At 48.4% G+C, this 19223-nt stretch carries 19 protein-coding genes; 12 read left to right on the top strand and 7 right to left on the bottom strand.

The window, feature by feature from the left end; genetic code table 11:
* Positions 1-18: 18 nt before the first annotated feature.
* From H6G89_RS02075 to rimM, 3 genes are all read left to right on the top strand, one after another.
* Complete coding sequence (locus tag H6G89_RS02075; RefSeq protein WP_190503604.1) at positions 19-1959, top strand: FHA domain-containing protein; 1941 nt, start codon at positions 19-21, stop codon at positions 1957-1959.
* 419 nt (positions 1960-2378) lie between these two features.
* Entirely contained in the window at positions 2379-3662 is a 1284-nt protein-coding gene (locus tag H6G89_RS02070; RefSeq protein WP_190503603.1) for a valine--pyruvate transaminase, read from the top strand.
* A 14-nt stretch (positions 3663-3676) separates the two neighbouring features.
* Positions 3677-4285, top strand: coding sequence for a ribosome maturation factor RimM (rimM, locus tag H6G89_RS02065; RefSeq protein ID WP_190503602.1), 609 nt, complete (start codon positions 3677-3679; stop codon positions 4283-4285).
* Positions 4286-4363: 78 nt separating this feature from the next.
* On the opposite strand, the gene tsaB is transcribed toward rimM, so the two are convergent.
* The 4 genes from tsaB to H6G89_RS02045 all read right to left on the bottom strand — a co-directional run bounded on the left by tsaB (position 4364) and on the right by H6G89_RS02045 (position 8065).
* Positions 4364-5023, bottom strand: a complete 660-nt coding sequence (gene tsaB / locus H6G89_RS02060) for a tRNA (adenosine(37)-N6)-threonylcarbamoyltransferase complex dimerization subunit type 1 TsaB (protein WP_190503601.1) — start codon at positions 5021-5023, stop codon at positions 4364-4366.
* A gap of 177 nt (positions 5024-5200) precedes the next feature.
* A complete protein-coding gene (locus H6G89_RS02055) occupies positions 5201-7066 on the bottom strand; it encodes a serine/threonine-protein kinase (RefSeq protein WP_190503600.1) in 1866 nt (621 codons plus the stop codon).
* Positions 7067-7142: 76 nt separating this feature from the next.
* A complete protein-coding gene (locus tag H6G89_RS02050; protein WP_190503599.1) occupies positions 7143-7802 on the bottom strand; it encodes a Shedu immune nuclease family protein in 660 nt (219 codons plus the stop codon).
* Positions 7799-8065: a hypothetical protein gene (locus H6G89_RS02045; protein WP_190503598.1), complete on the bottom strand. Its 267-nt coding sequence runs from the start codon at positions 8063-8065 to the stop codon at positions 7799-7801. Before H6G89_RS02045 ends, H6G89_RS02050 begins: the two co-directional genes overlap by 4 nt.
* A 221-nt stretch (positions 8066-8286) precedes the next feature.
* Here H6G89_RS02045 and holA point away from each other — a divergent pair, with 221 nt between their 5' ends.
* The 4 genes from holA to H6G89_RS02025 all read left to right on the top strand — a co-directional run bounded on the left by holA (position 8287) and on the right by H6G89_RS02025 (position 10878).
* Entirely contained in the window at positions 8287-9270 is a 984-nt protein-coding gene (gene holA, locus H6G89_RS02040; protein ID WP_190503597.1) for a DNA polymerase III subunit delta, read from the top strand.
* Positions 9271-9557: 287 nt separating this feature from the next.
* Positions 9558-10067: a DUF4168 domain-containing protein gene (locus H6G89_RS02035; protein ID WP_190503596.1), complete on the top strand. Its 510-nt coding sequence runs from the start codon at positions 9558-9560 to the stop codon at positions 10065-10067.
* A 25-nt stretch (positions 10068-10092) separates the two neighbouring features.
* On the top strand, positions 10093-10353 hold the full coding sequence (locus H6G89_RS02030; RefSeq protein WP_190503595.1) for a hypothetical protein: 261 nt from the start codon (positions 10093-10095) through the stop codon (positions 10351-10353).
* Positions 10354-10368: 15 nt separating this feature from the next.
* Complete coding sequence (locus H6G89_RS02025; protein ID WP_190503594.1) at positions 10369-10878, top strand: hypothetical protein; 510 nt, start codon at positions 10369-10371, stop codon at positions 10876-10878.
* Positions 10879-10950: 72 nt separating this feature from the next.
* Here the strand turns inward: H6G89_RS02025 and H6G89_RS02020 are convergent, their stop codons facing one another.
* Positions 10951-11352 (bottom strand): response regulator, encoded by a 402-nt coding sequence (locus H6G89_RS02020; protein WP_190503593.1) that lies wholly within the window; start codon positions 11350-11352, stop codon positions 10951-10953.
* A gap of 665 nt (positions 11353-12017) precedes the next feature.
* On the opposite strand from H6G89_RS02020, the gene H6G89_RS02015 reads away from it, so the two are divergent.
* Entirely contained in the window at positions 12018-13358 is a 1341-nt protein-coding gene (locus H6G89_RS02015) for an AAA-like domain-containing protein (protein ID WP_190503592.1), read from the top strand.
* Positions 13351-14604: an AAA-like domain-containing protein gene (locus H6G89_RS02010; RefSeq protein WP_190503591.1), complete on the top strand. Its 1254-nt coding sequence runs from the start codon at positions 13351-13353 to the stop codon at positions 14602-14604. Before H6G89_RS02015 ends, H6G89_RS02010 begins: the two co-directional genes overlap by 8 nt.
* 54 nt (positions 14605-14658) lie before the next feature.
* On the opposite strand, the gene H6G89_RS02005 is transcribed toward H6G89_RS02010, so the two are convergent.
* Complete coding sequence (locus H6G89_RS02005) at positions 14659-14889, bottom strand: hypothetical protein (protein WP_190503590.1); 231 nt, start codon at positions 14887-14889, stop codon at positions 14659-14661.
* A gap of 187 nt (positions 14890-15076) precedes the next feature.
* Here H6G89_RS02005 and H6G89_RS02000 point away from each other — a divergent pair, with 187 nt between their 5' ends.
* Genes H6G89_RS02000 through H6G89_RS01990 form a run of 3 tightly spaced genes read left to right on the top strand, consistent with a single transcriptional unit; the run spans position 15077 to position 17726 of the window.
* Positions 15077-16114 (top strand): ABC transporter substrate-binding protein, encoded by a 1038-nt coding sequence (locus H6G89_RS02000; protein ID WP_190503589.1) that lies wholly within the window; start codon positions 15077-15079, stop codon positions 16112-16114.
* Positions 16115-16134: 20 nt separating this feature from the next.
* A complete protein-coding gene (locus tag H6G89_RS01995; RefSeq protein ID WP_190503588.1) occupies positions 16135-16926 on the top strand; it encodes an ABC transporter ATP-binding protein in 792 nt (263 codons plus the stop codon).
* Positions 16923-17726, top strand: a complete 804-nt coding sequence (locus H6G89_RS01990; RefSeq protein WP_190503587.1) for an ABC transporter permease — start codon at positions 16923-16925, stop codon at positions 17724-17726. The genes H6G89_RS01995 and H6G89_RS01990 overlap by 4 nt, the downstream gene beginning before the upstream one ends.
* Positions 17727-17729: 3 nt before the next feature.
* Here the strand turns inward: H6G89_RS01990 and H6G89_RS01985 are convergent, their stop codons facing one another.
* Entirely contained in the window at positions 17730-19157 is a 1428-nt protein-coding gene (locus H6G89_RS01985; protein ID WP_242059775.1) for a GAF domain-containing sensor histidine kinase, read from the bottom strand.
* Positions 19158-19223: the final 66 nt, after the last annotated feature.

The following is a 19223-nucleotide window of genomic DNA, read 5'->3' as shown; positions in this document are numbered from 1 at the left end:
CCTTTAAACCCTATCCCTATGCAAATTCAGTTGACTTGGGACGACCCAGCAACCGGGGAGCGGCGATCGCCCACTTTTACTGTTCCGATTGCGCTGGGGCGTGAGTTTGCCCGAATGCCTGTTGCATTGAATGAACAGCGGGTGTCGCGAATTGTGCTGGATAGTGGTCAGGTGTCCCGCTTCCATGCGCTGATCGAAGCAGATGGTTCTGGTCTGGTGATCACTGACCAAACCAGCAGCAACGGCACGTTCGTCAATGGCACTCGCCAAAACCGCAGTTTTATTACCAATGGCGATGTGATTCAGATTGGGCCTTATCACCTCACGGTTTCCCTGACATCACGCCTCGTTGCCAGTCCAGTTGCTGATTCGACCATTCTGTTTCACCCGGAGACGGGCAATCCTACCCCGGCACCCCCTGCTGCGATTACGGAACCCAACTTTCCACCACCGCAGTTTCAGGCACCTCTGGTATCGCTGCATCAGTTGATGGATTTGGGTTTGCCGATGCAGGAATTTGATTATGTGGCGATCGGGGCAGGGTTGGGCAGTTTTATCTGGGTTGATCTGTTGCGATTGTGTGGAGCCAGTCCAGGGCAAATTGCGGCGATCGGCATGGAGGAAAAGCCCTATGCGCGTTATCGGCAACTCTGTTTGAATTCCCAAATTCCCTATCACGAACGGTTGCGATCGAACTCGGACTCTTGCCCCGACAATATTTGGGGTTTTCCCAGCTATGCCTTCCGGGAAGCGTGGCACGACTTTCGTCAGGGCAAGATCAATTCTGCGCTGAAATATCTCTGGCAAGTGTTCGGTGAGCCAACGCTGGCAGAAACTTACACGCCTCGTTCTGGAAACGTCTTTGCCTCGATTGACCGGGAGGTAGACCGCATTGGGTGGAATGCTATTTTTCGCTATGGGCGGGTGCGAGCCATTCGCAAAACCGACGATGGACGCTATGCGATCGCCTATTCTCGCTCTACGGCGAATCGTCGCGATCATGCCTTTGTGATTGCCCGCTATGTGCATCTGGCGACCGGATATCCTGCCATTCAGTTTCTCCCGGATCTGCAAGCCTACCGGGAAAAAACGGGAGATTTTAAGTGCGTCATCAACGCCTATGAGCCTCACGATTCGGTGTACGAAACCCTCGAAAAGCAAGGCGGAACGGTTCTGATTCGGGGGCGGGGGATCGTTGCCTCGCGTGTTATTCAGCGGTTGCACGAAGCTCGTCAGCGTAACTCTAAGATCTCGGTATTACATCTGATGCGATCGCCTAAACCTCAGGGCAATCGCTTTGGCAATGCTCAACGGTTGGTCAAACACCACTACGAACTGCAACCCTTTAACTGGCCTAAAGCTTGTTGGGGTGGAGAGTTGCGTGCTCTGCTTGAAGCCGCTGATCCGCAACAACGACTGCGGTTGCTGGCAGATTGGGGTGGTACGACCACTGCCGATCGGCGCGACTGGCAGGCGATCGTCCGGCAGGGGTTAGCACAGGGATGGTACAAGATCGTGTTTGGCGAAGTCGAGATGGTTGAAAAGGCGGATCAGGGCACGATTACCACCATTCAGGAACGCGAATTTAAGGGCAAAATTCAACTCCAGGCAGACTTCATCATTGATGCAACGGGGATGGATGCCAAGGTGAAAAACAGTCCCCTACTGGATGACCTGCTCACTCACTACAACCTGCCTGTGAACCCGTTGGGTCGTCTCACCGTTGCCAACGACTTTGAGTTAGCGGAGATGCGGACGAACCCAGGACGGTTCTACGCGGCAGGAGCCATTACGCTGGGAGGCCCCCATGCTGCTGTCGATAGCTTTTTGGGATTGCAATACGCCGCTCTGCAATCGGTCGATAGCCTCGTTGCGGCTCGTGCTCCTGGCTTGAAATCATTGAATGGGGGGCGATCGCTCCTGCAATGGGTGAAGTGGGTAGCGAATCAGGCACCCTGATGGGGAAAGGATGAAGGATGAAGGATGAAGGATAAAAAGGGAAGAGAGAAGAGAAAAGCGAAGAGAAGAAGGAAAAAAGAAAAGCGAAGAGAAGAAGGAAATTATGAGGGTGTCCTGTTGGAATACGGAGGTTATGGAGTCATTTGAGCAGGGGCACCCGTACTTGGTACAGATGCAAAGCGAGCCTTACTACTGTTCCAACACTCCTTGCAGAGGGAGTCTGAGGGACGCGCTTCGTCTCTTAGCCAGGGGGATTGGGGAACTTTTCCCCAAGGCTTGGTTCTCAAATCATTCTCCGGTAGCCCAGCATTCAACCTAGAACGAACAAAATTAATCAACCACCATGAGCGCAATTGATTGAACGATCGCCCCAAATCGACTATTTTAGGACTTCAATACAATCACTAATCTGGCTACCTATGAACCCCACTCTGACTCAATTTGGCGAACAGATGTCTCACCTGACTGGGGTGCGGGCGATCATGAAAGACATCATTGAAACGCTGCGAAGCTCCAATGGTCGAGAGTTCATCAATTTGAGTGCAGGCAATCCGGTGATTTTGCCAGAGGTAGAGCAGTTGTGGCGAGATTGCACAGCGGATTTGTTAGCCAGTCCTGAGTATGGCGAAGTGGTCTGCCGATATGGCTCCAGTCAGGGCTATCAACCGCTGATTGATGCCGTGTTGGAGGAATACAACACGCGATATGGGCTGAATTTGAGCGATCGCAACATTCTCATTACCCCCGGTAGTCAATCCCTCTATTTCCTGGCGGCGAATGCGCTGGGTGGCTACACCACTGATGGTCGGCTCAAGCAAATCGTGCTACCCCTTAGCCCAGATTACACAGGCTATGGCGGTGTCACCCTGGTTCCCGAAGCGTTGAAAGCCTACAAGCCGACCCTCGACATAGATGAAGCTGCCCATCGATTCAAGTATCGTCCCGATTTCAGTCAACTCGAAATCAATGACAGTACGGGTTTTGTGCTGTTCTCCCGTCCCTGCAATCCAACGGGAAACGTATTAACTGACGACGAGGTGGCAAAAATTACGGCACTGGCGGAACCCTACAATGTTCCAGTATTTATCGACTCTGCCTATGCGCCTCCCTTCCCGGCACTCAGCTTTACCGAGATGACTCCTGTTTTTGGCAAAAATGTCGTTCACTGCACGAGCCTCTCCAAGGCAGGGCTTCCCGGAGAACGAGTTGGGATCACGTTAGGCGATGAGCAGGTGATTCAATACCTGGAAGCCTTTCTGACGAATATGTGCCTGCATTCCTCCCGCTATGGACAGGCGATTGCTGCCCGTGCCATTCGCTCTGGTGCACTCACCGAAATTTCAGAACGAGTCATTCGTCCTCACTATCAAGCCAAATTCCAGGTGATCGAAGCGGCTCTGGATCAGGCGATGCCCAGTGACATTCCCTGGTTTCTGCATCGAGGAGAAGGGTCGATCTTTGGTTGGCTGTGGCTCAAAGACTTACCCATGACCGATTGGGAGTTTTATCAAGAACTCAAACAAGTGGGCGTGATCCTCGTTCCCGGTAGTGCCTTCTTCCCAGGCTTGCAAGAATCCTGGCGACACACCCAGGAATGCTTCCGCATAAGCCTCACCGCCACTGACGCAGAACTCGAAACTGCCGCACAGCGACTAGCGCAGGTGGTACAACAGGTGTATGGGCGACTACCCGTAACGGTTTAAGTGTCAAGGTTGATATGAGTAACAAGGACAAAACTCTTCAAACCCAACCTCCCTCTACACCTTCAGGGTGGATCGAGATCGGCAGAATCGTGTCCGTTCAGGGTTTGAAGGGTGAATTGCGAGTGTATCCCGATTCCGACTTTCCGGAGCGATTTGAGCAACCGGGAAAGCGATGGTTGTTGCGATCGCCCACCGCCACCCCAGAACCCGTGGAACTTGTCTCCGGTCGTTATCTAACCGGGAAAGGGTTGTTTGTCGTCAAATTGGCAGGCATCGACGATCGCAATCAGGCTGAGGCATTGCGAGATTGCGCCTTGTTAGTGCCAGAGAGCGATCGCCCCATGTTGGAAGAAGACGAGTTTCACGTCCTCGATCTGATTGATCTGCAAGTGTTTGATCAGGCAACCGGAACGTTGGTCGGCACAGTAACCGATGTGATTCCCGCTGGAAACGATCTGCTGGAGGTCAAACTCGACCAACCCCAGGGCAAATCTTCAACGGTGCTAGTTCCCTTTGTGAAGGCGATCGTCCCCGTGGTGGACTTGGAGCATCGTCGCATCGAGATCACCCCTCCACCCGGTTTAATTGATTCCCCTGCCGATTCATCTGATGCGGATCAGTAGAATGTGTTCGGCTTAGCTGTAACGCATCAAGCCCTTAAGCAGCACGGGTTATGCTTTGCTAACCCATCCTACGAGAAATCATGTTACCGATGACTGCCCATAAAATGGTAAGGCATCTGCCCAGTGGGGGCGTTTTTCCTGTTGCCATTGGGCGTATGCCAGTTCTAGCAGACTGGTAGCCGATGATCCCAGATTTGCCTCCGTCGTGATGAGTTGATAGGGGCGATTCCACTCCTTCAACACCGCTTGCCAGCGATCGGGCGTGAGAGTGGTATCCGGGAAGAGAACTGTAACATTTGGCAGAACCGCTAGTTTTTCAGATTCCTTGGGTTGCGTTGGCTGAATTGAGTAGATCGCCGCAAAGATTTCTCCCCGTTGAGCGGGCATTTCCACCGCAATATCAATCGGTTCTGAGGCTACCTGCCGCTGTTTTGACCAGGCAAACGCCTCCAACGTAGAAATGGCAAACAGGGGAATGTCAAGTTGCTGTGCCAACGTTCGCGCTGCAACGACTCCGATGCGCGTTCCGGTGAAACTTCCTGGTCCCCTGGCAACAGCTATAAACGACAGATCTGACCACTGTTGCGGATGAAGGAACTCGTTGAGGTGGTAGTGCAGGTGGGTCGAGAGTGCCCGTCCTAAATCCCAGGTTTGGCTACGGAATTCATGCTCAAAGTTACTCAGTGCCAAGCCGAGTTCTGGGCTAGTGGTGTGCAGGGCGATCGCGTACCTAATCATGAGTGCTGAATTGAGCGTCAATAGTCATTCGTCCATTGTCCATTGTTCATCACCTTTAGAGCATTACCCTTTACCCTTTACCCTTTACCCTTTACCCTTTACCCTTTACCCTGACCATTGACCATTGACCATTGACCATTGACCATTGACCATTGACCATTGACCATTGACCATTGACTATTGACCATTGACTGCTGACCAAACCTCAACTTTTCTCCAAACTCTAATCGTGCCATCTTGACTACCACTAGCGATAACCTCATCGGACAAGAAGGCGATCGCTTCTACCGCAGCAGTATGTCCAGTGAGGGTGCTGATTAGCTTGCCCTGGCTCAAATCCCACAATTTAATTGTGCTGTCATGGCTTCCCGTTGCCAAAGTTTTGCCGTCTGGACTGATGCTGAGTGACGTGACTGGAAGGAGATGTCCCTTGAGGAGGTGTTTTACCCCTCCCGTGCGGAGGTTACGAACCTGCACTGCCATATCCCACCCGCTGCTAATGACGGTTTCGTTGTCAGGATGGAGGGCGATCGCCCCAATCGCGGCGGCATGACTCGGTAAGGTTCGCAGTAACTCCTGAGTGCCCAGATGCCAGATCTTGACGGCTCCCTGAGCATCCCCACTGGCGAGTCGTTGACCGTTGACACTGAGGGCGATCGCTTCAACTGCTGCCTTGTGCCCCTTAAAGCAGAGCAGGGATTCCCCTGTCTGCCAGTCCCATAGTTGTATCGTCTTGTCTCGACTGCCGCTAATCACATGCTGTCCGTTGGGATGCATCACGATGCAAGTAACATCGGCACGGTGCCCCGAAAGCGTATGCAATAACTGACCCGTTTGACGATTCCACACTCGAACGGCGTCATCCCAACCTCCAGCCGCAACTACCTCTCCATCGGGGCTAAGGGCAAGCGTGGCGATCGCTCCAGGGGAGGAATGGCTTTGTAGTGCTTGCTGATTTTCAATTAAAGTCTGCAAGTGCTCCTGATTGGTAATATTCCACAGGTTCACGGTGCCCTTGTTATCACCGCTAATCAGAACTTGGTGAATCGGGTCAAACACCAGAGCATTCATGCCAGCTTGAGGAGGGGCGATCGGAGGGGTGAAGGTGTACGCATCCCACTGTTGATTTGGGGCAGATTGAAATTGTGCCATTGCCTCAGCAGGACTGACCGATGGGCTGACCAACGCACTCACCATATCCAGATCCTTTAATACCTGAGCCGCCGAACCGTAACGTTGGCTCAAAGAACTCTGCAACAGTTTGTCGATCACTTTAGTAAGGCGATCGCTCACCTCTCCCGCTGCACTACGCCAAAACCAGGCTCCCACAGCACTGTTATATAAATCAAAGGGATTCAGCCCCGTCAATAGGTGAATGCAGGTGACACCCAACCCATACAAATCACTGGCAAACACCGCCTTACCAATCAGTTGCTCTGGGGCTGCATATTCAGCACTGCCCATCACCGTTCCCGTTTTACCCAGCGTCGATTGAGAGGTGACTTTAGCTGCCCCATAATCGACTAATACCAGCTTTCCATTGCCTCGTCGGATCAAGTTCGCAGGTTTTACATCCCGATGAATGATCTGGTGGTCATGGAGAAATTGCAGAACAGGTAAGACTTCTCGCAGGAGTTGTAAGATTTGGGCTTCATCCCAACAGCCCTCCTCTGCTAACTGGTGCAACAGGTGGCGACCCTCCACAAATTCCTGCACCACAAATTGTTGGCGATCGCGCTCAAAGTAAGCCAACAAATCCGGTAACTGTGGATGTTCGCTGATTACGGCTAACTGCGCGACCTCTCGCCGCAACTTTTCTGCTGCGACCTCATCATCCGCCTGAGTAAACGCCTTTACAATTCGTCGTGGATCGAGCAACTGCTTCGTATCCAATGCCAAAAACGTGCGACTGGAATTGCCACCCCCCAACGCACTAAAGCCCCGATAGCGATCGCCCAACAACAACCTCGCCCCGCAGCTTTGACAAAACCGCGACTTCTCAGGGTTTTGAGGTTTTGGACAGCGCGAGTTGAAACAATACATCGAAAACCGCTATAAGGTGTTGTGACGTCTTTTTGATTTCTATTAAACCGTTTAGGAAAGCAACGGTAGGGTAATGTTAATCCAACTGGTCACTATTCTTTAACGTAGCGATCTTTTCTAAGGACTCTTCAAGTAATTGATCAAAGGTCATGCAATGAAGTAGTTTACTGTTAATAACCGTCTTACTTGATCGCCATCGAAATCTCTGCATCAATCCAGATTCATGAACGAAATGATCTCTTCCAATAACCAACAAGCCAGTGTAGCTAATCTGACGACGACCAAAATACTCCTCAAACCTGTTCGTTCTCTCTAAATCATCTAACCTGTAATACCAATCAACAATTTGGCTCACCCCATGCTCGTATCTAGGAGACCACTCATAACTACTATTGGCTATGTCAGAACTTCTTCCCTTTCGCTTAAAAATACTATCTCTATCAGCATCTTCAAATTCAACAAAAACAAACTTTTTCTTTTGCTTGTCAGCGACTACAAAGTCAGATCTGAACTCATTACCAAATAAGTTTAACTCAGGCTTATAGTAAGCTGGCTCTAGTCCGAAATGCCAGGACCCTAACAGCAAAATTAAGTTTGGGCGGGCCGCGAAGAACTTTTGTAAACCGTTTTCACCACTTTCTTTAATTGCTGGGTTCTCCTTCAAAAAGCTCTCAAATTCCTGAAGCTGCGTCTCACATTCCTTGATATTAAAGTTATAAGAAATCAGATTTATCACTGATAATCTCTCTTTGCACGGTCGATAATATCGATAATTAAAAAATCCTTGTCTATCTCAGTAAACAATAAACGTATAGTTGGATCTACTCTGACCACCCATGTTTCTAAACCTTCACCATTTAGCTTATGCAATTTATGTGGTTTTAGGCTCTGTTGATTGTTAATATTCAATAGCTTTATGATTTGAGATACCTTGTCTTTTTGATTAATTGGCATCGTTTCATAAGCCATTAATGCTTTTTCACGGAATTTAACAGCCATTCTAAATCTTCTTGTAAGCTAAGTAATTAACGCATCCTAAGATCCACTATTATCATAACCTCAAGAATTGCTTCTTTTCTATTGGGCAAACTGGTGAAATCCATCGAAACCCCTCTTTTCCCAACCTTTTCGTTCAGTCACGCTAATCGCCTTCCTCCACCCCTTCACCCTCCTACTCTCACTTCCTACTCCCTACTCCCCATTCCCCACTCCCTACTTCCATGCCCATCTACTTATACTGGGGTGACGACGACTTTGCCCTCAACCGTGCGGTGACTGCTCTGCGCGATCGCACCCTCGATGCCGACTGGGCAAGTTTCAACTACGACAAAATCTCCCCAGAACAGCCGAATGCCGTCGTTCAAGCCCTCAACCAGGCGATGACCCCACCCTTCGGCAGTGGCAGTCGATTGGTCTGGCTAGTCGATACAACGGTTTGTGTCCGATGTTCTGAGGATTTGTTATCAGAGTTAGAGCGCACCTTGCCTCTGATTCCAGAAACGACAGTGTTGCTATTGACCGCAACAAATAAGCCGGATGGACGCATTAAATCCACTAAGCTGCTCCAGAAACACGCTGAAATTCGAGAGTTTGCGGCGATTTCTCCCTGGAAAACGGATCAACTGGTGACTCAAGTCAAACAAGCGGCTCAGGAGGTGGGGGTTAAGCTGACCCCAACCGCAACGCAGATGTTGGCGGAGGCCGTGGGCAATGACACCCGACAGCTATTTAGTGAACTGGAGAAATTACGGCTTTATGGGGGTTCTGGGTCGCAACCCTTGAGCGAGGAGGCGATCGCTACTCTAGTCACAGCTTCGACTCAAAACAGCTTGCAACTGGCAGATGCCATTCGACAGGGCAATACCGCCAGGGCTCTGACGCTGATCTCCGATCTGTTTCGTCGCAACGAAGTTCCACTGATGATCGTCAAGACGCTGATTGGTCGCTTTCGTACCTGGCTGTGGATCAAACTCATGACCGAGTCAGGTGAGCGAGATGAGCGAGAAATCGCACGAGCAGCAGAAATCAACAATCCCAAACAAATCTACTTCTTGCAAAAAGATGTGAAATCGCTGTCCCTGGAGGCTCTGTCTCAAACTCTACCCATCTTGCTGGAACTAGAGTCCGGATTGAAGCAAGGAGCCAATGAATTAGAGCTATTTCAAACAAAAGTGATTGAGCTATGTCAAACAATGCGGAGATAGTTACTACTTGCCATCAGTGGGAAAGGTGTAAGATGTAACCTTACTTTTCTGCTTTTTCCTTACTTTTATCCTCACCCTTCTGACGATTTAATTCCCTGATCCCCACTACTCACTTTTAAGACGACTTCGCTTCATAATAGTGAGTAAAAATACTTTCCACCCTTCTCTTTAAATTGATGGAGGGGACTGGAACTTCCCTTGCCTAAAATAGTTCAAAACGATATAAAGCCCTCAAATGCGTCTTTAGTGTCTCCAGTCTAGAGCTGTTACCGATTTAACATCCTAATATGATCAACTCTCTGCGCTCATCCCATCGCGTTTTCAAACGATTGTTGGTGCGATCGCTTCTAACAGGTATGGCTTCCATCGTGGGTCTACTGGCAGGATGGGTGCCTACGTTGCACCTTTCACAAGATGGTTCTGCTGCTGTAACGTTGGATCGTGCGGCTTATGGTCAGTCGGTCGCTAACATCAGCAATGAAGAGATCCAGAGTTATGCTCGCTCGGTCTTGGCAATTGAGCCAATCCGCCAAGCCGCTTATGATGAGATCAAGCGGATTTTAGGCTCTGGGCAAGTGCCACCGATCGCCTGCCATCGCCCCAATAGCCTGAACAACCTCAGCCAAAACATCCGCCAAATCGCTGTAAACTATTGCAACCGAGCCACTCAAATTGTTGAGAGAAACAACCTGACCATCAACCGATTTAATACAATTACAGTCACAATGCAGTCTAACCCCAGTTTGGCTCCGGTGATTCAACGCGAGATCATGCGGCTCCAGCAGGGCAATCCTTAACTCAAATCGATCTCCGTTTAACACCATGCCCCGGTTTAACCCCTATACCCTGCAAATGCAAATCACCCGCATGTTTGAGCAGGGGCAGTCTTTCTTTGCGACGACCAAGGTTCAAGATTGGCTGAGAGAACGCAAAGAAGACCCAAATGCCTATGAGATTCTGTTTCATCAGCACCCTGCTCCGCCCGGTTCAGGCTTGGTGATGGTGGTCGAAATCGAGTTGCGCCGTCGAGATGGGCAACCTGTTGACCCATGGCTGCAACAGGAAGTCAATCGACACGCATAAAGGAGGCGATCGCCCATGATGCCGAAGTTTGCAAGCACGATCGCGTGGCAACAGGCAGAACAACTCATGCAACCCGTTTTTATTCGGGTCGTTGACAACCTCCGCAAGGAGCTAGACCAGTCATCCTGGCGTGGCACCTATCAGGAAGTGCCAATTTGGGCAGAGAATACCCCTGACGACATCAAAGCAACGGTGACTACGCTGCAAAATGAGTTGCAAACTGCCTCTCCAGAACGCCGAACCGAGATTCAAGCAACGCTAGCCCAACTGCCCCAGCCTCATCCGGGTTACTATCTCTGCTTACAAAAGGGCGATCGCGAGGTGACAGTTGACCTGTGGCAACTTTGCTATCAAATCTGTTTCCGCAACTATAACCCTGTTGTCAATTTGTCCGACAATCCCACCGTTGATATCGATACAAACTTAATTGAAGCAGACACAGGCGAAGTGGATTGGGTTTCTTTAGATAACAAAGCCAAACAAGTTATCTCCCAAATCTTTACAACCTTGCCCTCGGTTAACTGATATAGCAACCAGAGGGTTGGTTAAGACGGGGTGTGGGGGTGGAACCCTGCACAGTGGCAGTTGAAGGTAGCTTTAAGTTTGGTTAGTCAAGGCATGAGAAGACACTTGATAACCGTCCAAATAGGGAAAAATCGTTTGAACCAGGGTAGTGATCGTAAAGGGTTTTACTAAATATTCATCCACCCCTAAATCGATCGCTTTTCTGATATCAGCGTTGTCCGCCTTAGCAGAGAGAAACACAATTGGAATTGATGCGGTTTTGGGGTTGCACCGAAGTGCCTGTAAAACACCAAAACCATCTAACTTAGGCATCACAACATCGCAAATGATCAGATCTGGTAATAACGTTTGAGCCTGTTGCAGACCAATCAGACCGTGCTCTGCGCCGATCGCATGAAATCCTGAAAACTCTAATATGGCTAACAAATTCTCTCGATTAAATCTGTCATCTTCAATCACCAAAATAGTCTTCATATGCAAGGTTGATAAGTTAAATCGAGGCAATTATTTAAATAGAAATAGCTGATGGGTTGCAGGGGCGATCGCCCTTAATTTGCCTGATAACTTGGACAGCATTGTTTAACAAAGCAAGATTTTGAAACGTTACTCCTTCTTTCTCTCTAATCGAAGGAGTTCCCGCTTAACCTAGTCTCGCTTATGACAAATCGTGGAGACGATCAATACAAATAAGGTTTAAAGACTGAACTTAAATCTACTAAACCCGACTTCATGACCTGCACCATACAGCGAAACACTTCTAAAGTCTGCACAATGCTATCTATAAAGTTGAAACGATACCCCAAATAAAACATATCCAGCTGACCCTAATACCGCATCTATCTAGAGGGATAGGGTGGGTAAAGAGAGTAAGTGTGCAGGGCAATTCAACGCCCTTGCTAAAGGTGGTTTAGCCTAAAACCCTAAATTAAACAAGTGTAATTTGCTACCATCAAAATTTTAAAGTACGTAAATAGGTTTGTTTTGTGAAGAAAAGTGGGTAAACCTTATTAAGCGTTAGCTTAAAAGTGTGAATAAAGTAGGAATTAGTTAGGAAAAGTCAATCTGTAGTTCAGCTTAGTGCGATAGTTGGGGCAAAATCATTGTTTGATCCAATTTTGCCTAAAATCCAAGTCTGACAAATGACGGCACAAGAAGCATTAAATATTGTTAAGCAACTCCTGGAACCGAAGTCCTTGAACTCCATTCAGGAGATTATTTTTCTGGAATCTTGGGTTGGCAAGCTATATCGAGAAATTGCTCTTGAGGCAGGGTATGACCTGGATTATGTTAAAGAAGTTGGCTCCCAATTGTGGAGCTTGCTTTCAGAAGCTTTAGAAGAGAAGGTTACTAAGAAAAATATTAAGCTCATTCTAGGGCGCAATCAACTTGGAGGAATCCCTTTTCAACCTGCAATTCAAAGTTCTAATCGCATTGAATATCCGGGTGGTGCTGTCCCACTTCATTCCAGTATTTATATCCGTCATCCTCTCATCGAAGATCGGACTAACATTGAAATCAGTCAACCGGGTAGCTTAATTCGCATTAAAGCAGCACGCCAAACCGGAAAAACATCCCTCATTTATCGCATTCTCGCCCAGGCAAAACGTAAAGGGATACAAACGGCGATGCTTAACCTACAAATTGCAGACAGCCAGTTGTTCCGTCAGCTCAACAAATTCTTACGTTGGTTTTGTATTAATATCAGCCGTCAGTTGTATTTGGAACCCAAAATAGACGATTTTTGGGATGAAGAAGTTGGGAGCAAGGTCAGTTGTACAGTCTACTTTCAAGACTATCTGTTGAAGGAACTGAACAATCCTCTGGTATTAGCCATAGATGATGTCGATCGCGTCTTTGAATACCCCGATCTCACGCAAGACTTCTTGTCCTTATTGAGAACCTGGTATGAGACAGCCGCAGAACAACTTACATGGCAAAAACTGCGATTGGTCATTGCTCATTCAACAGAGGCATCTATGCCTATAAAACCGAGCCAATCCCCATTTAATGTTGGTTTGCCTATTCAACTGCTGGGCTTTAATCGATCGCAAATCTATGAATTGATGCAACGATACGAATTAGAGCAACTTGACATTACCCTATCCGATTTAGAACCCCTGCTAGCTTTAATTGGAGGACATCCCTATCTATTACAATTAGCGTTTTATCACCTCAAAGTTGAAGGTCTTTCGTTAACAAACCTATTGCAACAAGCCCCCACTCAAGCCGGAATTTATAGTGGTCATTTGCATCGACATTGGAATTCACTACGTCAACAACCAGAACTGTTAGAGGCGTTTCACCATGTCATTACTGCCTCTCGTGCAGTGCAACTGGACGCAGCGATCGCCCACAGGCTTGAAGGTATGGGGTTAATTCGTCTCACTGGCAACGAAGTCAGACCCAGTTGTGACCTGTATCAACAATACTTCAGGTCACAGCTTGCTAATTTACAATTAGCCGAGATCCAGAATGAATAGTTATGCATATCAAGTTGGTGGCAGCCTTAGAGTGAATGCTCTCAGTTATGTTGTCAGACAAGCTGATACCGATCTCTATCAGGCATTACGGGCAGGAGAACTGTGTTGCGTTTTGAACTCCCGCCAAATGGGCAAGTCAAGTTTACGGGTTAGAATGCGCCACCAGCTACAGCAAATGGGGGTGGTGTGTGCCTCGTTAGACATGGCTCGAATTGGGAGCCAGCACATCACGCGATCGCAGTGGTATAAGAGTATTGCATTTGAACTCCTACATGATTTTGGACTATTAACAGCAATTAACTTCAACCAATGGTGGAATAACCACAATCGTTTTTCAGAACTACAACGATTGAGTTTATTGCTTGAAGAAATTCTGATAGTTCAGTTTCCACAAGCATCGATTTGTATCTTTGTAGATGAGATTGATAGTGTTTTTGATTTGCCATTTACAGTTCACGGTTTTCTGACACTCATTTATGAATGCTATAAAAAACGGGTTTACTGCTCTGCCTATAGTCGATTAACCTGGGCGTTGTTTGGAGTCGCTCACCTGCATCATCTGGTGGGTTATGATTCGCCGAACCAGAATTGGGTTGGTCAAAACTCAGTGAGCCAAAGTTCAGTTGATCCAAGTTTGGTTGCTCAGAGTTTAGTGAGTCGGCGTTCAATGGCTCAAATAGATACCAACGATACGGATGTCTCTTTCAATACTCCACGATTACTGGAGTTGCGAGGGTTTCAGGAGCACGAAGCCCAACCACTCATCGCAGGATTGTTAGAGTGGGTTCATCACCCCCAGGCTGTCTTGCGCTCTATCCTGGCGTGGACTGGAGGACAGCCTTTTCTCACACAAAAAATCTGTCAATTGGTGGTGCAAGAGAGCCAAATTTCAGTGAATCGATCCTTTTTCCCACCGGGTACTGAGTTGCTCTGGGTAGAGCAGTTGGTGCGATCGCACATTATTCAGAATTGGGAAATGCAAGATCAACCCGAACATTTGCGGACTATCCAAAATTACTTACTACGCAATAAACGCCAGGCACAGCGGCTATTAGAGCTATATCGCCAGATCCTGCGCTCTTCAAATGTTCCAATGGATCACACCCTTGAATCAACAGAGCTATTGTTGTCAGGTCTGGTTGAAAGTCAAAAAGGAATGCTACGAGTCAAGAACTCAATCTATCGAGAAGTGTTTAACTCTACTTGGGTCGAAAAACAATTAAGAGAGTTATGCTCCTGTTCCTGATGTAACAGTCCGAAATCGATCGTGAAACCTACTCTTTCATTCGTTATTCGTCATTTATGTATGACCAGCAACGATTGACCATTGACCCATGACGATTGACCATCGACCCATGACGATTGACCCATGACGATTGACCATTGACCCATGACGATTGACGATTGACCCATGACGATTGACGATTGACCCATGACGATTGACCATGACCCATGACGATTGACCATTGACCATTGACCATTGACCCATGACGATTGACCATTGACCCATGACGATTGACCATTGACCCATGACGATTGACCATTGACTACATCTCAGACTTCTTCATGAATAAGATGTCTGTAGCATCTAAGCGTTGATAGTTTCCAGATCCCCTTCAACCTGTTCCTGGCTAAACTTCTCGATTTCTTCCCGATTTTTTCTCTGAATATTCACGTCCTACCTGTACCGTGATGGGCAACCATGAGGGAGATTCATTATGGGAATTCGTAGACGGACATTATTACAAGTAGGTGCTGGTGCAGTCTTAGCTACAGCGGCTCATGCCTGTGTGCAACCCTCTTCAACTCAGGCTCCTCAAACCGAATCAACCGCTGCTTCCGGTTCTAGTTCCGAAAATCCCGGAAAGATCTCAATTGGATTCTGGCCTATTGCCTCTGGCTTGCCGCTGTACTTGGGGGTTGAGAAAGGCTACTTCAAAGAGGCAGGTTTAGACGTAGAAGCGGTAAAGTTTGCTTCTGCACAACAAGTTGCAGAGGGGATTATTGCAGGACGATTACAAGGGTCGGGTAACGGGACGGCATCAGGAGCTTTGGCATTGGCTGAAATTGCCTCACCTGGCTTGTTCAAAATCTTTGCCTCCAATCCCAGCAATGTGGACTATGTCTTAGAACAGTTCATTGTGGCTAAAGACAGCCCAATCCAATCGATCGCCGACCTACAGGGTAAGAAAGTAGCTTCAGGTCCAGGCGCACAAAACAAGGCGATCGCCGAAGCAGTCTTAGAGAAAAACGGTATCACTGGGGTTCAAGTGATGCAGCTTGAAATCAAACAGCACGTTGCGGCGATCGAAGCAGGTCAAATTGATGCTGCTTACACGCTAGAGCCTACAGGCACCGTCGGCAGCATGAAGGGAATCACCCGCATTCTCGAAAACGGAGTTGTCGCCAAGTACATCTTAGATGACCCCAAAGCACCCTGGTTTGGTGGTTCAGCGACTTTGAGCACCCAATTCATCAATGCCTATCCTGAGACGGCTAAGGTCTACGCCGAAGCCTATCGCAAAGCGATCGAAGACATCCGCAATGATCCCGATGAGGCGCGGCAATATTTAGTCGGCTACACGGCGATCGAGGGTGATCTGGTGCAAAAGGTGCCTCTCGCTGCTTACACCATGTATGACGAGTTCACACCAGAGGATGTCGGCTATTTTCAAAAGTTCTTTGATTTCATGACAGACAAAGGTGTATTTTCCCGCACAGTCGAAGTGGAACCACTGCTCTATAAACCTGCTTAACCTCACGCGAGTAACCCGTCATGGTCAAGGTTGATGCTGAAACCAAAATCGCCCCACCGACAACTTGTATCCGCATCGAAGGATTAAGCAAATCCTTTGCTGGACAACCGCTTTACGACAATTTCAGTCTTGACTTACCCAACAATGAGTTCATCTCGATTTTTGGCCCCAATGGATGTGGTAAGTCCACGTTGATCAACATGATCAGTGGCTTGTTGCCATTCGATTCAGGGCAAATCTGGATCAACGACAAGCCAATCCGGCGTGCTCGCATTGGTTATGTCTTTCAAAACTATCGAGATTCCCTCTTTCCCTGGCTGAGTGCCTTTGATAATATTGCCTACCCCCTCAAAGCAAAAGGGATCTCGGAGCGAGAATGTCGCGATCGCGTTGAAAAACTCATCGCTACGTTTGACATCCGCCTTGATTTGCGGCGTTATCCCTATAGCTTTTCCGGTGGACAGCAACAACTGATCTCAATTCTGCGTGCTCTGGTTGCTGACCCGGAAGTTTTGTTCCTGGATGAACCATTCTCAGCGTTAGATTTTGAGACAACCCTGTTTGTCCGTGACAAGCTGCAAGAGATTTTCATGACGGCTGCTCTGCCGATGTTAATGGTGGTTCACAATCTCGAAGAAGCGGTCTATCTGGCTGACACAGTTCTGTTGCTGAGCAAGCGTCCAACCCGTCTGGTAGAACGAGTTTCTTTTAAAGCCCCCCGTCCCCGCACTCCCGATACCCTGTCATCTCCAGAATTTGTCGAAGTAAGCCGCCATTGTCTAGACATCTTTCGTCAGGAGATGCGCAAATGACTGTCGTTCGCCCATCTAGCCCTACTCTTCGGGCATTGCCTCTACAGGCGATCGTTGATAAGCTCTTGCCTCTGTTAGGCGTGCTGTTGTTGTTTGTTGTCTGGTGGTTTATTTCCATCTCCGGGTGGGTCAACCCGGTATTGCTGCCAACGCCGATCGCTACTCTTGCGCGGCTCTTTAGCGAGATCTTTGGCGGAACCATGATGACGGATTTCGCCGCTACTGTGTTGAGAACGTTTCAGGCGTTTCTCATGGCAGCGGTCGTTGGAGTTCCCCTAGGGGTTGCGTTAGGTAGTTCCGAGAGGGTCTACCGCAGTGTCGAGTTTCTCATTGATTTTTTTCGCTCTACACCTGCCAGTGCTCTGATCCCGATGTTTATTCTGTTTTTTGGAGTCAGCGACATCTCAAAGGTCATCATTGCTGCGTTTAGTGCGCTGTTGCTGATTTTGTTCAACAGTGCCTATGGTGTGATGAATGCCAAGCGATCGCGCATCCTAGCCGCAAAGGTTATGGGTGCCAATCGCCTGCAAATCTTTAGAGATGTGCTGTTATTTGAAAGCTTGCCCCAAACTTTCATCGGGCTTCGCAGTGGTATCAGTATTGCTCTTGTGATCGTGATTGTGGCAGAGATGTTTATTGGCACTGAGCAGGGGTTAGGGAAGCGCATCATTGATGCTCAACAAATTCTCAATGTTCAAGACATGTATGCCTCAATTTTGATCACAGGCATCCTGGGCTACTTTTTGAATGTGTTCTTTCTGCTAGTCGAGAAACGATTCATTCACTGGAGTGGCAAATAGCAGCTATGAGGCTTCTTCTTTGTTTGGGGTGCCTGTCAGTCGAGGTAATTGAATCACATAGCGATAGCCTGTTTCTGCGGACCCCTGGATCGTGATATCACCGCCATGGGTTTGTGCCAGACATCGGCTAAACATAAGCCCCAGGCTTTGCCGAGAGATATCAGGTTTTGGCTCTGCGTCTTCCAGGTGTTCTGAAGATGAATGGTGAAGATTAACCTCATCTATTCGATCAAGTTCGACTGCGCTTACAAATTGGCGATCGCTACTTATGCCACTCCACTCTCGAAGAGATGAGTGGAGAAGTTGATTAGAGCGTAGTTCTGCCTGAGGCAAGCCGTCACCCAACCAGGGGTGCGATGTCCAAACGGCAATATGCAACTGGTCGCGCTTATGAGCTACATGGATACGAATAATGCTATCTGCGCTGGAAGCCTGAATCACATTAAATACGAGGTGATAGAGCATCTGGCGCACTTTATCCTTGTCGAGCAACCAGACCCGTTGCCCAGGCTCGACGGTCAAGCGAATCTGTTGTTCGCGTCGCTGAGCGGATTGCCCTAATGTGCTAAATGCCTGCTGGCAGAGCATCTCAATATCAACGGCAGTGAGATTCAGGGGCTGTTGATCCGTGGCTAATGCGCCCACCTCCAAAACCTCATTCACTAAGGTCAATAAGTACTGACCACTGTTGTGAATGATGTCCATGTATTCTTTTTGCTTGTCGGTCAATGGACCGTAGATTTCCCGGTTCAACACGCTTGCCATACCCAGAATCGAGGTTAGGGGTGTGCGTAGCTCTTGGGTCATTTGAGTGATGAGATCGAGCTTGACCAACGCTAGCCCTGACAGATTGGGGGACGTGGAAGGCTTAGAACTAGAGGGCAGAGGCTCAGGTTGCTCTGGCTGAGGAGGGGGATTTTGGAGGAAACGGTTGCGCTCAAATTCGCTCATGCTCCAACGAGCGACTAACTCTAACAGCTCAATCTCCTTGGCTGTAAATTGGCGCGGAGCTAAATCGAGAATGGCAAGTGTGCCGATGCAGTGCCCACTGGAGGTGACCAAAGGAACTCCCAGATAGGCTCGGATACCATAGCGTTGAACGAGAAGACTGGCAGCAAAAGCAGGATATAAGGTCGCGTCATCGATTGCTAATACCTGACGGCTCTCAACAACATGGGTGCAAAAGGCTTCTGGTCGAGCCAACTGACGCGATGACGCAAGATCGTTCATCAGCCCAATTCTAGATAGCCCGACCGCAGATTTGAAAATCTGGCGATCGTGATCGATGACGCCCAGAATGCAGATGGATGCATTTAGAATGTGTGCGGCGGTTTGAGTGGCTTCCTCAAAAACGGGTACACTGCCGTTCTCCAATAATCCAAGCTCTTTTAATATCCTTAATCGTTGTTGCTCTCGCTCTAGGTTTGGCATATCATCTACACGGCAAAATAGTCTTCCTTCAGGGCTTAGCATCACAAACCCATCTCCCAATACGCA

This window comes from Oscillatoria sp. FACHB-1407 (genome assembly GCF_014697545.1).
GTDB lineage: Bacteria > Cyanobacteriota > Cyanobacteriia > Elainellales > Elainellaceae > FACHB-1407.
The sequence above is the reverse complement of the archived record's forward strand: the minus strand, read 5'-3'. Positions and strand labels throughout refer to the sequence as shown.

Coding starts and splice junctions, on each gene's coding strand:
- H6G89_RS02075 (WP_190503604.1), top strand. CDS start 19: ATGCAAATTCAGTTGACTTGGGACGACCCAGCAACCGGGGAGCGGCGA.
- H6G89_RS02070 (WP_190503603.1), top strand. CDS start 2,379: ATGAACCCCACTCTGACTCAATTTGGCGAACAGATGTCTCACCTGACT.
- rimM (WP_190503602.1), top strand. CDS start 3,677: ATGAGTAACAAGGACAAAACTCTTCAAACCCAACCTCCCTCTACACCT.
- tsaB (WP_190503601.1), bottom strand. CDS start 5,023: ATGATTAGGTACGCGATCGCCCTGCACACCACTAGCCCAGAACTCGGC.
- H6G89_RS02055 (WP_190503600.1), bottom strand. CDS start 7,066: ATGTATTGTTTCAACTCGCGCTGTCCAAAACCTCAAAACCCTGAGAAG.
- H6G89_RS02045 (WP_190503598.1), bottom strand. CDS start 8,065: ATGGCTGTTAAATTCCGTGAAAAAGCATTAATGGCTTATGAAACGATG.
- holA (WP_190503597.1), top strand. CDS start 8,287: ATGCCCATCTACTTATACTGGGGTGACGACGACTTTGCCCTCAACCGT.
- H6G89_RS02035 (WP_190503596.1), top strand. CDS start 9,558: ATGATCAACTCTCTGCGCTCATCCCATCGCGTTTTCAAACGATTGTTG.
- H6G89_RS02030 (WP_190503595.1), top strand. CDS start 10,093: ATGCCCCGGTTTAACCCCTATACCCTGCAAATGCAAATCACCCGCATG.
- H6G89_RS02025 (WP_190503594.1), top strand. CDS start 10,369: ATGATGCCGAAGTTTGCAAGCACGATCGCGTGGCAACAGGCAGAACAA.
- H6G89_RS02020 (WP_190503593.1), bottom strand. CDS start 11,352: ATGAAGACTATTTTGGTGATTGAAGATGACAGATTTAATCGAGAGAAT.
- H6G89_RS02015 (WP_190503592.1), top strand. CDS start 12,018: ATGACGGCACAAGAAGCATTAAATATTGTTAAGCAACTCCTGGAACCG.
- H6G89_RS02010 (WP_190503591.1), top strand. CDS start 13,351: ATGAATAGTTATGCATATCAAGTTGGTGGCAGCCTTAGAGTGAATGCT.
- H6G89_RS02005 (WP_190503590.1), bottom strand. CDS start 14,889: ATGGGTCAATGGTCAATCGTCATGGGTCAATGGTCAATCGTCATGGGT.
- H6G89_RS02000 (WP_190503589.1), top strand. CDS start 15,077: ATGGGAATTCGTAGACGGACATTATTACAAGTAGGTGCTGGTGCAGTC.
- H6G89_RS01995 (WP_190503588.1), top strand. CDS start 16,135: ATGGTCAAGGTTGATGCTGAAACCAAAATCGCCCCACCGACAACTTGT.
- H6G89_RS01990 (WP_190503587.1), top strand. CDS start 16,923: ATGACTGTCGTTCGCCCATCTAGCCCTACTCTTCGGGCATTGCCTCTA.
- H6G89_RS01985 (WP_242059775.1), bottom strand. CDS start 19,157: ATGCCAAACCTAGAGCGAGAGCAACAACGATTAAGGATATTAAAAGAG.